The following is a 16,451-nucleotide window of genomic DNA, read 5'->3' as shown; positions in this document are numbered from 1 at the left end:
GTCATCGGGCCGAATGGATCTCAGGGCAGGTCAGTGACCGGAATGATCGTCATGGCCGCCATGGCCATGCGCAGCGGCCTTCGCGTCGGCGGGGCCGACGGGCAGTTCGATCTCGGTCGACCCGGCCTTCTCGAAGACCAGAGTGACCGGGACGCTCTCGTCCTCGGCAAAGGGCGTTTTCACCTGCAGGAACATCAGGTGATAGCCGCCCGGCTTCAGCTCCACCGTCTGACCGGCGGGGATCGCCAGCCCGTCGGGCAATTCGCGCATCTTCATCACGTGGCCCTGCATGGCCATTTCGTGGATCTGCACCTCGCCCGCGCGGTCCGAACTTGCCGAAATCAGACGATCGTCCTGGGTGCCGTTGTTGGCGATGGACAGGAAACCACCGGCGACCGGCGCATTGGGCAGCATGGCGCGGGTGAAGCCGTCCGAAATCGCCAGATCGCCCAGCACCTGCGCTTCGGCGGCGCCATGGGTATGGTCGGCAAGTGCCGTGACGGGCGCGGCGCAGATCAGCGCGGCAAGGAAGGCGGCAAAAGAAGTCTTCATCATGTGTCTGTTCCTGATCTGTAACAGGTCGTGACCGACGGATCGGTCGTTCGGCTGCAACTGGCCCGATTTCCGGGCCATATCAGGCAGTCGGCGGCCCCCGGGCCGATGGGGTCAGGATCTCCGCGCGCAGCAAGCGCTGCTCGGGAAGGGGCGCGAGATCGAGCGACCCCGCGTCGGCACGTTCGACCGGCATCGTCCCGACACCGACCAGCAAGGGCTGAGCATGCGACGACCAGTCGCAGGGCGATTTCGACTTCTTCGGAACCGGGCCGCCGTCCTGATCCTGTTCGGCGGCCGGAATGACGTTGCCCTGGTCGTCGATCACCATCGCGACCGGCTCATGCGCGCCGCACAGCACCATCATGAAGCTTTGCGGGGTCGGCCCGCTCGTGACCATGGTGCCCTGCGCAATCAGCGACAGCATGAGAAAGGGCACCACCAACAGGAACCCGACCGCCCGGCGGAATGCCGGAAGGGCAGGTGCATGTCCTGATACCTTGATCGCCAAGCCGGGCCCTATCATGATCCTCGCCCATCTTCTGCCAAAGGCGTGGCTTTCGCGCAAGTGCGCCGTGGCCGGGCGCATCACGCCTGTTGCATCACATCCAGGCGGCGCATATGACGACCCCGTCGGTTTCCGAAAGGAATTGAAAGGGAATCCGCCGGGGCCCATCCTTGCCCCGAACCGGAACTGCCCCCGCAACTGTAGGCGACGAGCAGGATGCGATACAGCCACTGTGGCCCCGCGGGCCATGGGAAGGCCGCATCCCGCGATGACTCGCCAGTCAGGAGACCTGCCGACGGATGTAACCAACGCGATCCGGGCGGGGCGTCCGGGGAGGTGCCGAATGTCGAAACCCTGCCGATCCGTCGGGGCGTTCTTCCGTTGCTGCGTGGCCTTGCGGGACGCGGCCTGCCCGTGGCCGTCTCCCCTGCCCTCCGGTCGTTTTCAGATCGGAGAACGAAGATGTTGACCAGGACCCTGCCCGCAGGGCTGCTGCTTGCAAGCGCCCTCACCCTTCCGGTCGGCGCACAGACCGCATGGCCCGTGACGCTTTCGAACTGCGGCGTCGATCTGTCTTTCGCCAAGGCGCCGGAAAGCGCCGTAACCGTGGGTCAGGCAGCGACCGAGATACTCTATTCTCTGGGTCTGGCCGATAAGGTCGCTGGCACCTCGGTCTGGTTCACCGAAGTCCTTCCGCAGTTCCAGATGGAGAATGCCGGGATCGAGCGCCTGGCCGACAATGACCCGAGCTTCGAAAGCGTTGCGGCCTTGCGCCCGGGGATCGTCACCGTGCAATACGAATGGCATGTAGGGCCCCAAGGCATCGTCGCCACGCGCGAGCAGTTCGCCGACCTGGGCATTCCCGTCTACACCCTGCCCTCGGATTGCACCGGCAAGGACAATACCAAGGGCTCGGACGGCACGCGATCGTCGATGTATTCGATGGACAGCATCTATCAGGGCGTCATTGAACTGGGCCGCATCTTCGACGTGGCTGACAAGGGCACCGCGCTGGTGAACGAACTGCGATCGCGCGAAGCGAAGGCGATCGAAAAGGCCAAGGCACTCGATCTCAAGGATGGCTCGGCGGTCTTCTGGTTCTCGTCAGCCGAGATGGACATCGACCCCTATGTCGCGGGTCGCAAGGGACCGCCCGGCTACATGATGCAGGCCCTGGGGATCAGGAACATCATCGAAAGCGACGAGGAATGGCCGGTCGTGAGCTGGGAAACCATTGCCCGCGCCAATCCTTCGGTCATCGTCCTGGCAAGGATGGACCGGCGCCGCTTCGAGGCCGACGATCATGAAAAAAAGATCGCCTTCCTGAAATCCGATCCGGTGACCAGCCAGATGGACGCGGTGAAGCATGATCGCCTCATCGTTCTGGACGCGCATGCCATGGACCCCTCGATCCGCAATATCGACGCGCTCGAGACCCTGGCCGAGGCGCTGCCGAAGCTCGACCTGAAATGAGCGAGGCGGCCATTCCCGGCACGGCGAGATTGCCACGCCGACCCGTTTTCCGCCTTGGCACAGGATTGGCCGTGCTTTTCCTCGCGGTTCTGGCCGGGGTGACCCTCGGAGAGACGCCGCTGCCGCTGTCGCAGGTGGGTCAGGTTCTGGCCCACAAGCTGTGGGGTGCGGCGCTGGCCGTCGATCCGATCGACGCCGGCATCATCTGGAACTATCGCATGCCGCGCACGCTGGTTGCCGCCGCATGCGGTGCGGGGCTCGCGCTGTCGGGGCTGGTCCTGCAATCGCTGGTGCGCAATGCGCTGGCCGATCCCTATCTGCTGGGCGTCTCGGCGGGGGCTTCGACCGGCGCGGTCGCGGTCACGATCATGGGGGTCGGCGCGGGGGCCATCGGCATCTCGGCCGGTGCCTTCGCGGGTGCGGCGCTGGCCTTCGCCATCGTCGCCGCCCTCGCCCGCGCGGCGGGCGGCGGGTCGGCGCAGCTTGTCCTCGCGGGGATCGCGGGGTCACAGCTGTTCAACGCGCTGACCAGCTTCTTCATCGCGAAATCGGCCAATGCCGAACAGGCCCGTGGGATCATGTTCTGGCTGCTCGGCAATCTTTCGGGGGTGCGCTGGCCGGATGTAACCCTTGCCGTCCCGATCGCGCTCGTGGGTTTTCTGGCCTGCATTCTCCATGTTCGCGCCATGGATGCCTTCAGCTTCGGGGCCAGTGCCGCCGCCGCCCTGGGCATTTCGGTGCGCCGGGTGATGGTCGTCCTGCTGGGCGCGGTCACCTTGATGACCGCGGTCATGGTCAGCCTTGTCGGCGCGATCGGCTTCGTCGGGCTGGTCGTTCCCCATGCGATGCGCTTTCTGGTCGGCGCGCGCCACGGCGCGCTGGTGCCTGCCTCGGCGCTGGCGGGGGCCATGTTCATGATCGCGGCGGACGTGGCTTCGCGCGTGCTGATCCCCGGACAGGTCGTCCCCATCGGGGTGGTCACGGCGCTGGTGGGGGCGCCCGCCTTCGCCGTCATCCTGATCCGGGGCCGGACATGAGGATCACGGCCACCCACCTGTCCTTTCACGCGCAAGGCCGCGCCATCGTTGACGGGGTCGATCTGGATATCGCCCCGGGCGAGACCTTCGGCCTGATCGGTCCGAACGGATCGGGCAAGTCGACGCTTCTGCGATTGCTGGCGGGGATCGAGCGTCGTGCCGAGGGCCGCGTCACGCTTGACGGCCAGCCACAGCGGGGCCTGTCACGGCGCGAAGTCGCCCGCCGCCTCGCCATGGTCGAACAGCAGGCCGAGACGTCAGAGACACTCAGCGCGCGGCAGGTCGTCGAACTGGGACGCACGCCCTGGCTTTCGGCGCTTGCACCTTTCGGGGAAAGGGACGCCGCCATCGTTGCGCAGGCCCTGCGCGCCGTCGGGATGGAGCACATGGCAGAACGATGCTGGTCCACCCTGTCCGGCGGCGAAAGGCAAAGGCTGCAGATCGCGCGCGCGCTTGCGCAGCGACCGCAGGTCCTGCTGCTCGACGAACCCACGAACCATCTGGACATCCATCACCAGCTTGCGCTGCTGCGACTGGTGGCCGAACTGCCGCTGACCGTGGTGATCGCCCTTCATGATCTCAACCAGGCGATGGGATGCGACCGGCTGGGGGTGATGGCTCAGGGGCGCCTGGTCGCCTGCGGCCCGCCGCCTCAGATCCTGACGCCCGAACTGCTGCGCGCGATCTTTCGCGTCGGCGCGACCACGCTCACCGACCCGCGGGACAACATGCAGGTCCTGCGCTTCCATTGCCTGGAGACAGATCCATGAAATCCCCGCTTCTGACGCTGATGCTGCTGGCCAGCCCCGCCCTTGCCGAGACCCATGACGTGCATATGCTCAATCGAGGCGAAACAGGCCCGATGGTCTATGAGCCTGCCTATCTGCATATCTCGCCCGGCGACACGGTGCGCTTCCATCCGACCCAGCCCAGCCATAATGCCGCAACGATCGAAGGCATGATCCCCGCCGGGGCCGAGCCCTTCAGATCGAAGATCAACGAGAGTTTCGAGGTCACCCTTGATCGGCCCGGCATCTACGGCATCAAATGTTCGCCGCATTTCGCGATGGGCATGGTCATGCTGATCGAGGTGGGAGAGCAGGCAGAGATCTCGTTTCCCGATGACCTGCCCAAACGCGCCGCCGACCGTTTTGCCGGGATCGTGGATGAAAGCCGCCGTCCCCGGGACTGACGGAACGATCTTCGCCGATTGCCGAATGGCTTGAACACGGATCGACGCGACCCTCATCGCGTCGACATTCGGACCGTGGCATTCCGCAAATCAGATGAGAATGATTTTCACTTGCAAACTGCTTGGAGTTCGATATTCCTATCTGCAACTGGCTTGCATCTGGCGACCTCGCGGCCCGCGCCCGTGCCCGCCCTGAACCGGAAAGGAAATTCCATGCCTTCGACGATGGCCCAGTTGCTTGGCGCACTGGCAGCAACCGCGCTGATGACGGGCTCGGCCCTGGCGGATGACAAGATGAAGGTCGTGACCACCTTTACCGTCCTTGCGGAAATGGCGAGCCATGTCGCGGGCGACAAGGCAGAAGTCGTCTCGATCACCAAGCCTGGGGCCGAAATCCATGGCTATGAACCCACGCCGCAGGATATCGTCAGGGCGCAGGATGCCGACCTGATCCTTTGGAACGGCATGAACCTCGAACTCTGGTTCGAGAAATTCCTCGCCAATCTGGGGGATATCCCCTCGGCCACGCTGACCGATGGCATCCGGCCGATCCCGATCGCCGCGGGCGCCTATGAGGGCAAGCCCAATCCGCATGCCTGGATGGGCCTTGAGAATGCCTTGATCTATATCGACAATATCGCCGGATCATTCGCCGAACACGATCCCGAAAATGCCGAAACCTATGCCAGCAACGCAGCCGCCTACAAGGATCAGCTTCGCGCGGTTCTGGAACCTCTAAGGGCAGAAATCGGCGAGGTCCCCGAGGCTCAGCGCTGGCTTGTGACCTGCGAGGGCGCCTTTTCCTATCTTGCCCGCGACCTTGGCCTGAAGGAGCTTTACCTCTGGCCGATGAACTCTGACCAGATGGGCACCCCGCAACAGGTGCGCGGCGTGATCGACGGTGTCCGGGAAAACGAAATTCCCGTGGTCTTTTGCGAAAGCACGGTCAACACGGCCCCGGCCAAGCAGGTCGCGCGCGAAACCGGCGCGGAATATGGTGGAGTGCTTTACGTCGACAGCCTTTCCGAACCCGACGGTCCGGTTCCGACTTATCTCGATCTGTTGCGGGTGACTTCGGAAACGGTCGCAAAGGGATTGACCGCCCACATTAACTGAGGACGAGATATCCGCTAGACTAGCCGCCGCGCAGCCATGCGCAGCAGGTTCCTATCCGACAGGGCCGCCGTCCCGTTCCGGCAGAAAGCAAAGATGATGCGCGTTGAAGACGGTGCAATGCGAACAAGCGAAAGCCGGTCGGAATCGGGCGGGATCATCGCGCGCGACGTGACGGCGACCTATCGCAACGGCCATACCGCCCTGAAAAATGCCAGTTTCGAGATCCCGCGCGGCACGGTGACTGCGCTGGTGGGCGTGAACGGCGCCGGGAAATCCACTCTTTTCAAGGCGATCATGGGATTCGTTCCCGTTGCCAAGGGCGAAATCCGGCTTCTCGGCATGACCGTAAAGGAGGCGGTGAAAAAGAACCTCGTGGCCTATGTGCCGCAGGCCGAAGAGGTGGACTGGTCCTTCCCCGTTCTGGTCGAGGACGTGGTGATGATGGGGCGCTACGGCCATATGGGTTTCCTGCGCCGTCCGTCCCAGGCAGATCGGGACGCCGTCGATGTGGCCCTGCGGCGCGTCAACATGCAGGAATTTCGCCACCGCCAGATCGGCGAACTGTCCGGCGGGCAGAAGAAGCGCGTCTTCCTGGCCCGCGCATTGGCGCAGGACGGCAAGGTCATCCTGCTTGACGAGCCCTTCACCGGCGTCGACGTGCAGACGGAAGAACAGATCATCGCGCTCTTGCGCGAATTGCGGCAGGAAGGCCGCGTCATGCTGGTCTCGACCCATAACCTGGGCTCGGTTCCCGAATTCTGCGACCGCGTGGTTCTGATCAAGGGAACCGTGCTCGGCTACGGTCCGACCGAAACCACCTTCACCCGCCAGAACCTCGAAGCAGCCTTCGGCGGCGTCCTGCGTCACTTCACGCTTGGTGGCAAGGCTCTGCACGACGATCCGGATGCGCGCCAGGTCACGATCTTCTCCGACGATGAACGGCCCCTCGTCCATTACGGGGACCGGACGCAGACATTGGCCGGGGACAAGACCGAAGGCGGGGAGAAAGACAAGTGAACATCCTTCTCGAGCCGTTCACATATGGCTACATGACGAATGCCATGTGGGTCTCGGCCCTGGTCGGCGGGGTCTGCGCGTTTCTTTCCAGCTACCTGATGCTCAAGGGCTGGTCGCTGATCGGCGACGCGCTGTCCCATTCGGTCGTGCCGGGCGTGGCCGGGGCCTACATGCTGGGCCTGCCCTTCGCGCTTGGCGCCTTCCTGTCCGGGGGACTCGCCGCTGCGGCCATGCTGTTCCTGTCGGACCGCTCGGGGCTCAAGGTCGATGTCGTGATCGGGCTGATCTTCACATCGTTCTTCGGGCTCGGACTTTTCATGGTCTCGATCAATCCGATGGCCGTCTCGGTCCAGACGATCACGATGGGCAATATCCTTGCGATCACGCCCGAGGATACGCTGCAACTTGCCCTTATCGGCTTCGTGACGCTCGCGATCCTTCTGGCGAAGTGGAAGGATCTGATGGTCGTGTTCTTCGACGAAAGCCATGCCCGCTCGATCGGTCTGCGGCCGTCTTTCTTGAAGGCGATGTTCTTTGTCCTGCTCTCGGCCTGCGTGGTCGCGGCGATGCAGACCGTCGGCGCCTTTCTTGTCATCGCCATGGTGGTGACGCCGGGGGCCACGGCCTATCTGCTCTGTGACCGCTTTCCCCGGCTCATCGCGCTGTCGGTGGCGATCGGCACCGTGACCAGCTTTCTTGGTGCCTACCTGTCCTATTTCCTCGACGGTGCCACAGGCGGGATCATCGTCGTTCTGCAAACGCTGATCTTCCTTGCGACCTTCATCTGGGCGCCGAAACACGGGCTGCTGGCTGCCCGTGCCAAGGCACGCGCAGCCCTTGCCGCCGAGGAGGTGGCGCCATGATCGAACAGCTTCTGATGCCTTTCCAGTTTCCGTTCATGCAGAAGGCCTTCCTGATCGTCGCCATCGTCTCGGTGCCGACCGCGCTTCTGTCCTGCTTTCTTGTGCTCAAGGGCTGGGCCCTGATGGGCGATGCGGTCAGCCATGCCGTGCTGCCCGGCGTCGTGATCGCCTATATCGCGGGCTTTCCCCTCATCATCGGCGCCTTCGCAGCCGGAATGGTCACCGCGCTTGCAACCGGATACCTGTCCGAAAACAGCCGGGTAAAGCAGGACACGGTGATGGGCGTGGTCTTTTCGGGCATGTTCGGCCTTGGCATCGTCATCTACACGTCGATCACCTCCGACGTGCATCTGGACCATATCCTGTTCGGCAACATGCTTGGGGTCGGCGCGAATGATCTGAAGACGGCGCTCTGGATCGCGATTCCGGTTTCGGCCGTTCTGCTGCTGAAATGGAAGGATCTCATGCTGCATGCCTTCGATCCCGCGCAGGCGCGCGCGTCGGGCCTGCCGGTGGCAATGCTGCATTACGGGCTGCTGACGGTGCTTTCGTTGACCATTGTCGCCACGATGACCTCAACCGGGCTGATCCTGGCCGTCGGATTGCTCATTGCGCCCGGCGCCATCGCCTTTCTGCTGACCCGCAGCTTCGGCAGGATGCTGGGGCTGTCGGTCGTGATCTGCATGGGTTCGATGCTGGCCGGGGTCTATGCCAGCTTCTTTCTCGACAGCGCACCGGCGCCGACGATCATCCTGATCCTGACCGCCGTGTTCCTCGTCGCGTTCACGCGGCGTATCCTGCAGCAGCGCCGGGCTACGGGCACAACAGCTGCCTGACAACCGCGCTTGCCCGGGCCAAGGGCGTCACCAGGCCCGAGCGCGTTTTTCGGGCGGCAACCACATCGGATCGCCCGCGCGGATGTCGAAGGCATCGTAAAACGCATCGACATGCTGGAGCGCGGCGACCGAGCGGTAGAAATCGGGGGCATGCCCATCATTCGCCACGATGGCCCGAAGATACGGGTCCGTCGCCTTCATGGTCCAGAACTGGGACCAGCCGATGAAGCAGCGCTGCTCCGGTGTCAGCCCGTCGATCTCGACATTCTCTTCGGGATGTTCCTCCAGATAGACCATCAGCGCCTCGTGGCCCAGGGTGATGCCCCCCACATCGGCCACGTTCTCGCCGACGCTCAGCAGGCCGTTCATGTGAAGGCCCGGCAGCACCTCGAAGGCCTCGGCCTGGTCGATCAGCTTCTGTGCCTCGACTAGGAAGGCCGCGTTGTCTTCGGGCGTCCACCAGTTCCGCAAATTCCCGACCGCGTCGAAATGCCGGCCCGAGAAGTCGAACCCATGCGTCATCTCGTGACCGATCACGGCACCGATCCGGCAGAATTTGAGGGGCGCGTCGTCGCTTGCCGCGAAGACCGGGGCCTGCGTGATCGCGGCAGTCACCTCGAAGCCGTTGATCATCGGCGAATAGGCCGCATTCATGGCGATGGGCAGCGTCGAGCGGTCGTTGAACTCGTCGTGTTTCGGCGGATGACGCAGCTTCTCAAGCTCACGCGACATGTCGAAACGCCCAAGGGCGATGATGTTCGCGACCGGGTCGTCGGGCACGATGTCGACGCTGCCGAAGTCGATCCATTCATCCGGGTAGCCGACCTTGTGATAGAAGTTGTCGATCTTGTGCAGCGCCTCCTGCATCGTCGGCGCGGTCAGCCATTCGCTTTCGGTGATGCGGCGCCGGAAGACCGCCTTGGTCCGCTCGATCATGTCGAGCACCTCGGCCTTGGTCGCGTCCGAATAGTATTGCTCGACATAAAGCTGGCTGACCGGATGCCCCAGCTTCTCGATGAAGAGCTGATAAAGCCGTTCGGCCCTGGGCCGGTCGTTCCGCGCGCCCACAAGCGCCTCCTGCAGGTCAAGCCCGGGCTCGCGCAGCGCGCTCGTCAGGAACGGGGCGAACTCATGGATCAGGCGGAACGAATAGTAATCCTTGAGATCCTCCAGCGGCACCGTCCGCAAAAGTTCGGCAAGCCCGGCCAGGGCCCGGGGCTCGTACATGTAAAGCGTCTCGGGCCTCGAGAAACCGATGGTATCGAGATAGAGGTCAAGATCGAAATCCGGCACCTGCGCCTTGGCTTCGGCATAGGAAAGCGTGCCGTATCGGTTCGCGGGGATCTTCGCTTCGGCTGGCGTCAGAAAATGGGCATAAAGCGCGGTCTCGATCTTCAGCGACACATCGGCGATCCGCTCGGCCTCCGGCGCGTCATAGCCTGCCGCGACAAGCAGGTTCCGGATATAGGCGCGATAGGCCGTCTTGGGCGGGCTATCGGCATTCAGGCGCAAAATCTCGAGAAAATTCCGGTCGAGGCCGAAGGACTGGCCGACCACGAACATCGCATGTCGCGAATTGTCCGCCGGATCGGGCGCCGGCCCGATCATGGCCAGCAATGCCGGACCGGCCGCCGCGGCCTGTTCGGCGGCGATCCGCACGAGATCCCCGACCGATCCGGCTGCGGCGACCTCGTCAAGCATGGACCGGATCGGCTCGATCCCCGCATCGTCGATCGCCTCGACATCCATGAAGGCGTTGTAGAAATCCCCCACAAGCTGGGTGGGCGAGCCTTTCGGTGCCGCCTGAGCCTCGCGCCCCGCCTTTTCCGCCACCCCGGCAACCTGCCTTGTCAGCCGCTCGACCATGATCGAAAAGATCCCGTAGCTCGGCAATTGTGCAGGGCGCGCGACCCGATCGAGCCAGCCACCAGAGCTGTATCGCAGGAAATCCTCTGCCGGATCGGCGCTCGGGTCCATGTTCCGAACCGAAAAGGCCAGCTCGTCAGGGCCGATAGGGGGCAAGGATGCGGGATCGGCCAGCGTCTCTCCGGCAAGATGCGTGCAAAGAACGGTCGAAAGGATCAGCCGTGATCTGATCATGGAGCCTCCAAAGCTGTCGAACGCGCGACGAGGCGATCTGCAGCGCAGAGCGATCCTGGCTCAGCCGCCGTAAAGGACGGCATCGGGGATCTCGTAACGCTCATGCCCATCCACCAGGATCATGTTGAGGTCGGCTTCCCGCATGTGGCTGACGGTTGTGCCGGGATCGCTTCCAACCAGCCGCCCTTCGCGAAAATCCAGATAGCGTTCGCCACCCCCCGGCAGGGCAATCCATATGCTCGCGGTTCCGCCCGTCCCGCGCGACGCCCGAAACGAACAGCTGCCCATCGGCTGGCCGGAAGCGAGGGCACAGGGAATGCTGCCATGCGCCTCGGGCCCGGGCGCAGCGGCGGGTGCGCCCGCCTCGGCCAGATAGCGGCCTGCGACCCAGCCCGACAGCGGCTGATCGCCGGGCATCTCGACATGGCACCACCGGGTTTCGCCATTCATGCTGCATCCGCGATTGCGAACCCGATCGCCATTCGCAAGCTTGCCGATCACCCCGTTCGAAGTGCCGGGCCCCGCGCGCACGTTCAGCGTATCGTGGGCCGCGACGCCCGTCACCTGCCACCAGTCCGGCCCGCCGGACAAGCCGTCAGCGAAATCGCCCCCTGCCGGATCGGGGGCGGGGGCGGCCTCGGTTGCAGAGGCTGCGGCCCCGATCGCGACCTTCAGGGTGAAATCCGCCGCTTCCCCGCGCCGGGCGGCATTTCGCATCAGGTAGACCCTGATCCGGTAATCCCCATCCTTCGGCAGGACACCCTTGTAATGGTTGCCGGATGTCGAGCCGACATGGATCGCGGCCGGATCATTGCCGATCATCAGGTTGAAATAGCCAGAGGCATTGGACGGGGCAAAGTCGATCGTCATGCTCTGCCCCGCCCGGGCATTCAGCAGGTAATCGGTGATCTGTTCGCCCGCGATCCTGCCCTTTAACGTGGTGCCCGTAGCACCCGCCGGAAACGAGATCCGCGATTCGTCGATCGGTTGCGCCGCAAGGGCCGTCGGCGCCAGTGCCATCAGCATCAGGACCGGCAGTTGGAAAAGTCGCATGTTTCTGTTCTCTCGACGGAAATTGGCGCCCTGCCCCAGGTCCGCACGGTCCCATGGCCGGTCTTTTCATTCTCACCCTAGCCAACCCGGTCGCGTCAAGGGAAGGTTAAAGAGCCACCGCCTTGCCACAATTGACGGCAGATCTACGTCACCCAAGGGGATTTTTCCGGTTCGGAACGACCAAAGGGGCTGGATGTGACGCGCCCGAGCGATCTAGTCTGCCTCCAGACCAGGACCGACCCGCAGGGCGCTGGTCGGTGACGACATGCAGCTTCGACCTTGCCCCGTCCTGGAGCGACACATGCTATCGCAACCCCATCCTGACGCCGCGTCTGTGACCTTGGATGCCCACGCCCGGAACGCGTTGGCCCGGGCCGCACGATCCGCTGGCGCCTTGCACCCACGCGGCGCGATCCCGGCAGGGACGACCGCGTGAAGACGGCGATCCGGCCGGAGGCCGCCGCCGAGATGATCGAACCGGGCTCGGTCCTGCTGGTCGGGGGCTTCATGGGCGTCGGCTCTCCGCACCGGCTCATCGAGGCGATCCGCGCACGCGGCCCGGGCGATCTCACCATTGTCTGCAACGATCTCGCCACGCCGGAAAAGGGCATCGGGCGGCTGGTGGCCTCGGGCCAGGTGCGCCGCGCGGTGGTGTCACATATCGGCCTGAACCCGCTTGCACAGCGCATGATGATCGCGGGCGAGATGGAGATCGAACTGGTCCCGCAGGGCACTCTCGTCGAACGCATCCGCGCGGCGGGCTACGGCCTTGGCGGGGTCTTGACCGCAACAGGGCTCGGAACCCCCGTCGAAGACGGCAAGCAGGTGGTCGAGGTCGACGGCAAGCGCTTCCTTCTGGAACGCCCGATCAGGGGCGATTTCGCGCTGCTCTCCTGCCATCACGCCGATTACGCGGGAAATCTCGCCTATATGCTGACGGCGCATAACTTCAACCCGATCATGGCGCTGGCCGCGACCACCGTGATCGCCGAAGCCGAGCATATCGTGCCGGTCGGGACGATCCCGCCCGATGCGGTCAAGACGCCGGGGGTGCTCGTCGACCATCTCCTGGGGAGGACACCGTGATGGACGCCAAGGAGATCATCGCCCGACGCGTCGCCCGCGAAATCCGCCCCGGCACATTGGTCAACCTCGGCATCGGGCTGCCGAGTCTCGTCGCGAATTACGTCCCCGAGGGGATCGGGGTCTATTTCCAGGCCGAAAACGGGGTCATCGGGCTCGGCGCCCGGCCGCCCGAGGGAATGGCCGACGAAAACCTGACCGATGCGGGCGGAGGTTTCGTCACCGCAGTTCCCGGCGCCGCCTCGATCGACAGCGCCATGAGCTTCGGGCTGATTCGCGGCGGCCATCTGGACATGACCGTGCTTGGCGGGCTGCAGGTCGACGAAAAGGGCCATCTCGCGAACTGGATGGTGCCGGGCAAGATGGTTCCGGGCATGGGCGGGGCGATGGATCTCGTCGCGGGGGCGCGCAGCGTCGTCGTGGCCATGCTCCATACCGCCAGGGGCGAGCCCAAGATCCTGCCCGAATGCAGCCTTCCCCTGACCGCCGAACGACGCGTCGACCTGATCGTGACCGAAATGGCCGTGATCGAACCCACCGAAAGGGGTCTCGTGCTGAACGAGCGCGGCCCCGGCATCAGCGTCGATCAGATCCTTGCCGCGACCGCGGCCAGGCTGATCGTCGCAGGCGATGTGCCCGAGATGCGGCTGGATTGAACCCACCTCACTGAGGAGATTTTCGTGACCCTGCCCAATGCGAATACCCCCTCGAAATACGACATGCTGATCGCGCGGGCGCGCGAAACCCATGATGTCGTCACCGTGGTTGCCCATCCCTGCGACGAACCTTCGCTGCGCGGTCCGATCGAGGCCGGGCGCGAAGGGCTCATCATCCCCTTGCTCGTCGGCCCCGAGGCCCGGATCAGGGCGGTCGCGGACGAATGCGGCATCGACCTTGCCGGGATCGAGATCGTCGATGTCCCCCATAGCCATGCCGCCGCGGCGACAGCCGTCAAGCTCATCTGTCAGGGCAAGGGCGAGGTGCTCATGAAAGGCAGCCTCCACACCGACGAATTCATGCGCGAGATCACCTCTTCGGCGACGGGGCTCAGGACCGGACGCCGCATCAGCCATGTCTTCGTCATGGACGTGCCCGGCCACCAGGACACGCTGTTCATCACCGATGCGGCGATCAACATCTTTCCCGATCTCGAAACCAAGCGCGACATCGTCCAGAATGCCATCGACCTGCTGCATTCTTTGGGGATAGAGGAACCGCGCGTCGCCATCCTCTCGGCGGTCGAGACGGTGACCGGCAAAATTCCCTCGACCATCGAGGCGGCGGCGCTTTGCAAGATGGCCGAGCGGGGCCAGATCACAGGCGGATTGCTGGAAGGCCCGCTCGCCTTCGACAATGCGATCGACCCCGAGGCCGCGCGGATCAAAAACATCGGTGGGCCGGTCGCCGGCCGGGCACAGGTGCTGGTCGTGCCCGATCTCGAAGCCGGCAACATGCTGGCCAAGAACCTGAGCTTTCTCGCCCATGCCGATGCGGCGGGTGTGGTTCTGGGCGCGCGCGTGCCCATTGTGCTGACGTCGCGGGCGGATTCGGTCCGCACCCGGCTGGCCTCCTGCGCGGTCGCCGCAATCGACGCCGAGGCACGACGGAAGCGCCAGTCGATGGTGGTGGCGCAATGACCGGTGCGATCCTCGTCGTCAATGCCGGTTCATCCAGCCTGAAGTTCCAGATCTTCGGCATCGGGGAAACGGGCGCGACCCTGATCCGCCAGATCCGCGGCCAGATGGATGGGATCGGCCTGCGCCCGCATTTGCGGGCCACGGCTGCGGATGGGGCCACCATCATCGACCGCGCCTATGCGCCGGGCGAGATTCCCGACCTGCCCGCCGCCATAACCGAAACCGGACACTGGCTCGGCACGCTCGAGGGGCTGGACCTGCGTGCGATCGGTCATCGCGTGGTACATGGCGGGCCGGATTTCAGCGCACCCGTCCTGATCGACGAAGCGGTGCTGGATCATCTCGCGGATTACGAGGTGCTCGCACCGCTGCATCAGCCCAACAACCTCGCCCCGATCCGCCTGGCCATGCAGATCAGCCCCGATGTGCCGCAGGTCGCCTGCTTCGATACGGCCTTCCATCGCGATCACACGCAGGTGACGGAAAGCTATGCCATTCCGCGCAGCTATTATGACGAAGGCGTGCGGCGCTACGGCTTTCACGGGCTTTCCTATGAATATATCGCCAGCCGGCTGCCCGAGATCGCACCCGATATCGCCCAGGGGCGCGTCATCACCGCCCATCTCGGCAGCGGGGCCTCGATGTGTGCGCTGAAGGCGGGGCGCAGCGTCGACAGCACGATGGGCTTCACCGCGCTCGACGGTCTGCCGATGGGAACAAGGCCCGGCCAGCTTGACCCGGGCGTCGTCCTCTACCTCATCTCGCAACGGGGGATGAGCGCCGATCAGGTCACCGACCTGCTCTATCGCGGCTCGGGGCTCAAGGCGCTTTCGGGGGTGTCCAGCGACATGCGCGAATTGCTGACAAGCGACGCGCCCGACGCCGCCTTTGCAATCGACTATTTCGCCTATCGCTGCGGGCTCAGCGCCGGGATGCTGGCCGCCGCGCTTGGCGGGCTCGATGCCTTCGTCTTCACCGCCGGCATCGGCGAGAACTCGGCCCCGATCCGCGCCCGCATCGCCGCGACGCTGGGCTGGCTCGGCGCCGAACTCGATCCCGACGCGAACGCGCGCGGCGCCACCCTGGTTTCGACCCCGGCAAGCCGCATCGCCCTTTATGTCATCCCCACGGACGAGGAACTGATGATCGCGCGCCACACCCTTGCCCTGATCCAGGAACCGCAACAAGGAAACCCGACATGACCCTTCCGACCGTCAAGGCGAAGCTGCTCGAGGGAAAGAAGGGGCTGATCGTCGGGATCGCGAATGACCAGTCGATCGCCTGGGGCTGCGCCCGCGCCTTCCGTGCGCTTGGCGCCGAACTTGCCGTGACCTATCTCAACGACAAGGCGCATCGCTTCGTCGAACCCCTCGCGCGCGAGATCGAGGCCCCGATCTTCATGCCGCTCGATGTCATGGTGCCGGGCCAGATCGAGGCTGTCTTCGACGAGATCACCCGGCAATGGGGTGAAATCGACTACCTCGTCCATTCCATCGCCTTCGCTCCGCGCGAGACATTGGCGGGGCGCGTGACCGATGCGCCGCTCGACGGGTTTCTCAAGACGATGGAAGTTTCGTGCTGGTCTTTCATGCGCATGGCCCAGCTTGCCGAACCCCTGATGAAGAACGGCGGGGCCATGTTCACCATGAGCTATTATGGCGCCCAGCGGGTGGTGGAAAATTACAACATCATGGGCGTCGCCAAGGCGGCGTTGGAAAGTGCGGCGCGTTACATGGCCGCCGAACTGGGGCCAAAGGGCATTCGGGTCCACGCGATTTCACCCGGCCCGCTCGCGACGCGGGCAGCCTCGGGCATTCCCGAATTCGACGAGCTTCTGGCGAAGGCCGAACGCAAGGCCCCGGCCCGGCAGCTTGTCGGCATCGACGATGTTGGCGCGGCGGTGGCCTTCCTTGCCCATGACGCGGCCCGGCTGATCACCGGCCAGACGATTTTCATTGATGGCGGATATCATATCATCGACTGA

17 protein-coding genes and 1 riboswitch are annotated in these 16,451 nt (G+C 64.4%); of the genes, 13 read left to right on the top strand and 4 right to left on the bottom strand.

The annotated features are described in order from the left end of the window. Nucleotides 1–30: 30 nt before the first annotated feature. Nucleotides 31–555: a copper chaperone PCu(A)C gene (locus RGQ15_RS20880; protein WP_311162796.1), complete on the bottom strand. Its 525-nt coding sequence runs from the start codon at nucleotides 553–555 to the stop codon at nucleotides 31–33. 79 nt (nucleotides 556–634) lie between these two features. Next, nucleotides 635–1,078: a hypothetical protein gene (locus tag RGQ15_RS20875; RefSeq protein ID WP_311162794.1), complete on the bottom strand. Its 444-nt coding sequence runs from the start codon at nucleotides 1,076–1,078 to the stop codon at nucleotides 635–637. Between the two features lie 91 nt (nucleotides 1,079–1,169). Continuing rightward, a riboswitch (cobalamin riboswitch) is annotated at nucleotides 1,170–1,371 on the top strand. Between the two features lie 151 nt (nucleotides 1,372–1,522). Here RGQ15_RS20875 and RGQ15_RS20870 point away from each other — a divergent pair. The 8 genes from RGQ15_RS20870 (at nucleotide 1,523) to RGQ15_RS20835 (ending at nucleotide 8,594) form a co-directional block, all read left to right on the top strand. Further along, complete coding sequence (locus RGQ15_RS20870; protein WP_311162792.1) at nucleotides 1,523–2,533, top strand: ABC transporter substrate-binding protein; 1,011 nt, start codon at nucleotides 1,523–1,525, stop codon at nucleotides 2,531–2,533. Continuing rightward, nucleotides 2,530–3,570: a FecCD family ABC transporter permease gene (locus tag RGQ15_RS20865; RefSeq protein ID WP_311162791.1), complete on the top strand. Its 1,041-nt coding sequence runs from the start codon at nucleotides 2,530–2,532 to the stop codon at nucleotides 3,568–3,570. Before RGQ15_RS20870 ends, RGQ15_RS20865 begins: the two co-directional genes overlap by 4 nt. Further along, a complete protein-coding gene (locus RGQ15_RS20860; RefSeq protein WP_311162790.1) occupies nucleotides 3,567–4,340 on the top strand; it encodes an ABC transporter ATP-binding protein in 774 nt (257 codons plus the stop codon). Before RGQ15_RS20865 ends, RGQ15_RS20860 begins: the two co-directional genes overlap by 4 nt. Continuing rightward, nucleotides 4,337–4,762, top strand: a complete 426-nt coding sequence (locus RGQ15_RS20855) for a pseudoazurin (protein ID WP_311162789.1) — start codon at nucleotides 4,337–4,339, stop codon at nucleotides 4,760–4,762. The genes RGQ15_RS20860 and RGQ15_RS20855 overlap by 4 nt, the downstream gene beginning before the upstream one ends. A gap of 225 nt (nucleotides 4,763–4,987) precedes the next feature. Next, a complete protein-coding gene (locus tag RGQ15_RS20850; protein ID WP_409201367.1) occupies nucleotides 4,988–5,878 on the top strand; it encodes a metal ABC transporter substrate-binding protein in 891 nt (296 codons plus the stop codon). Between the two features lie 96 nt (nucleotides 5,879–5,974). Then, complete coding sequence (locus tag RGQ15_RS20845) at nucleotides 5,975–6,895, top strand: manganese/iron ABC transporter ATP-binding protein (protein WP_409201366.1); 921 nt, start codon at nucleotides 5,975–5,977, stop codon at nucleotides 6,893–6,895. Next, nucleotides 6,892–7,758: a metal ABC transporter permease gene (locus RGQ15_RS20840; RefSeq protein WP_311162787.1), complete on the top strand. Its 867-nt coding sequence runs from the start codon at nucleotides 6,892–6,894 to the stop codon at nucleotides 7,756–7,758. The genes RGQ15_RS20845 and RGQ15_RS20840 overlap by 4 nt, the downstream gene beginning before the upstream one ends. After that, a complete protein-coding gene (locus tag RGQ15_RS20835) occupies nucleotides 7,755–8,594 on the top strand; it encodes a metal ABC transporter permease (RefSeq protein WP_311162786.1) in 840 nt (279 codons plus the stop codon). The genes RGQ15_RS20840 and RGQ15_RS20835 overlap by 4 nt, the downstream gene beginning before the upstream one ends. Nucleotides 8,595–8,621: 27 nt before the next feature. On the opposite strand, the gene RGQ15_RS20830 is transcribed toward RGQ15_RS20835, so the two are convergent. Beyond that, nucleotides 8,622–10,694, bottom strand: a complete 2,073-nt coding sequence (locus RGQ15_RS20830) for a M13 family metallopeptidase (RefSeq protein ID WP_311162785.1) — start codon at nucleotides 10,692–10,694, stop codon at nucleotides 8,622–8,624. Nucleotides 10,695–10,754: 60 nt separating this feature from the next. Further along, nucleotides 10,755–11,747 (bottom strand): SH3 domain-containing protein, encoded by a 993-nt coding sequence (locus RGQ15_RS20825; protein WP_311162784.1) that lies wholly within the window; start codon nucleotides 11,745–11,747, stop codon nucleotides 10,755–10,757. 432 nt (nucleotides 11,748–12,179) lie between these two features. Between RGQ15_RS20825 and RGQ15_RS20820 the strand changes: the two genes are divergently transcribed. From RGQ15_RS20820 to fabI, 5 genes are read left to right on the top strand one after another with little or no spacing between them, the layout of a single operon-like run. Next, on the top strand, nucleotides 12,180–12,833 hold the full coding sequence (locus RGQ15_RS20820; RefSeq protein WP_311162783.1) for a CoA transferase subunit A: 654 nt from the start codon (nucleotides 12,180–12,182) through the stop codon (nucleotides 12,831–12,833). Further along, nucleotides 12,833–13,486 carry a 3-oxoacid CoA-transferase subunit B gene (locus tag RGQ15_RS20815; protein ID WP_311162782.1) on the top strand — a complete coding sequence of 218 codons (654 nt, stop codon included), beginning with the start codon at nucleotides 12,833–12,835 and terminating at the stop codon, nucleotides 13,484–13,486. Before RGQ15_RS20820 ends, RGQ15_RS20815 begins: the two co-directional genes overlap by 1 nt. A 24-nt stretch (nucleotides 13,487–13,510) precedes the next feature. Beyond that, the gene (locus RGQ15_RS20810; RefSeq protein ID WP_311162781.1) at nucleotides 13,511–14,467 is read left to right on the top strand and encodes a phosphate acetyltransferase; all 957 of its coding nucleotides are present in this window, start codon (nucleotides 13,511–13,513) and stop codon (nucleotides 14,465–14,467) included. Continuing rightward, nucleotides 14,464–15,669, top strand: a complete 1,206-nt coding sequence (locus tag RGQ15_RS20805; protein WP_311162780.1) for an acetate/propionate family kinase — start codon at nucleotides 14,464–14,466, stop codon at nucleotides 15,667–15,669. The genes RGQ15_RS20810 and RGQ15_RS20805 overlap by 4 nt, the downstream gene beginning before the upstream one ends. Continuing rightward, nucleotides 15,666–16,451: an enoyl-ACP reductase FabI gene (gene fabI / locus RGQ15_RS20800; RefSeq protein WP_311162779.1), complete on the top strand. Its 786-nt coding sequence runs from the start codon at nucleotides 15,666–15,668 to the stop codon at nucleotides 16,449–16,451. The genes RGQ15_RS20805 and fabI overlap by 4 nt, the downstream gene beginning before the upstream one ends.

This window comes from Paracoccus sp. MBLB3053 (genome assembly GCF_031822435.1).
In the GTDB taxonomy this organism is placed as follows: Bacteria; Pseudomonadota; Alphaproteobacteria; order Rhodobacterales; family Rhodobacteraceae; genus Paracoccus; species Paracoccus aurantius.
Note: the sequence above shows the minus strand (reverse complement) of the source record. Positions and strands in the feature narration are given on the sequence as shown.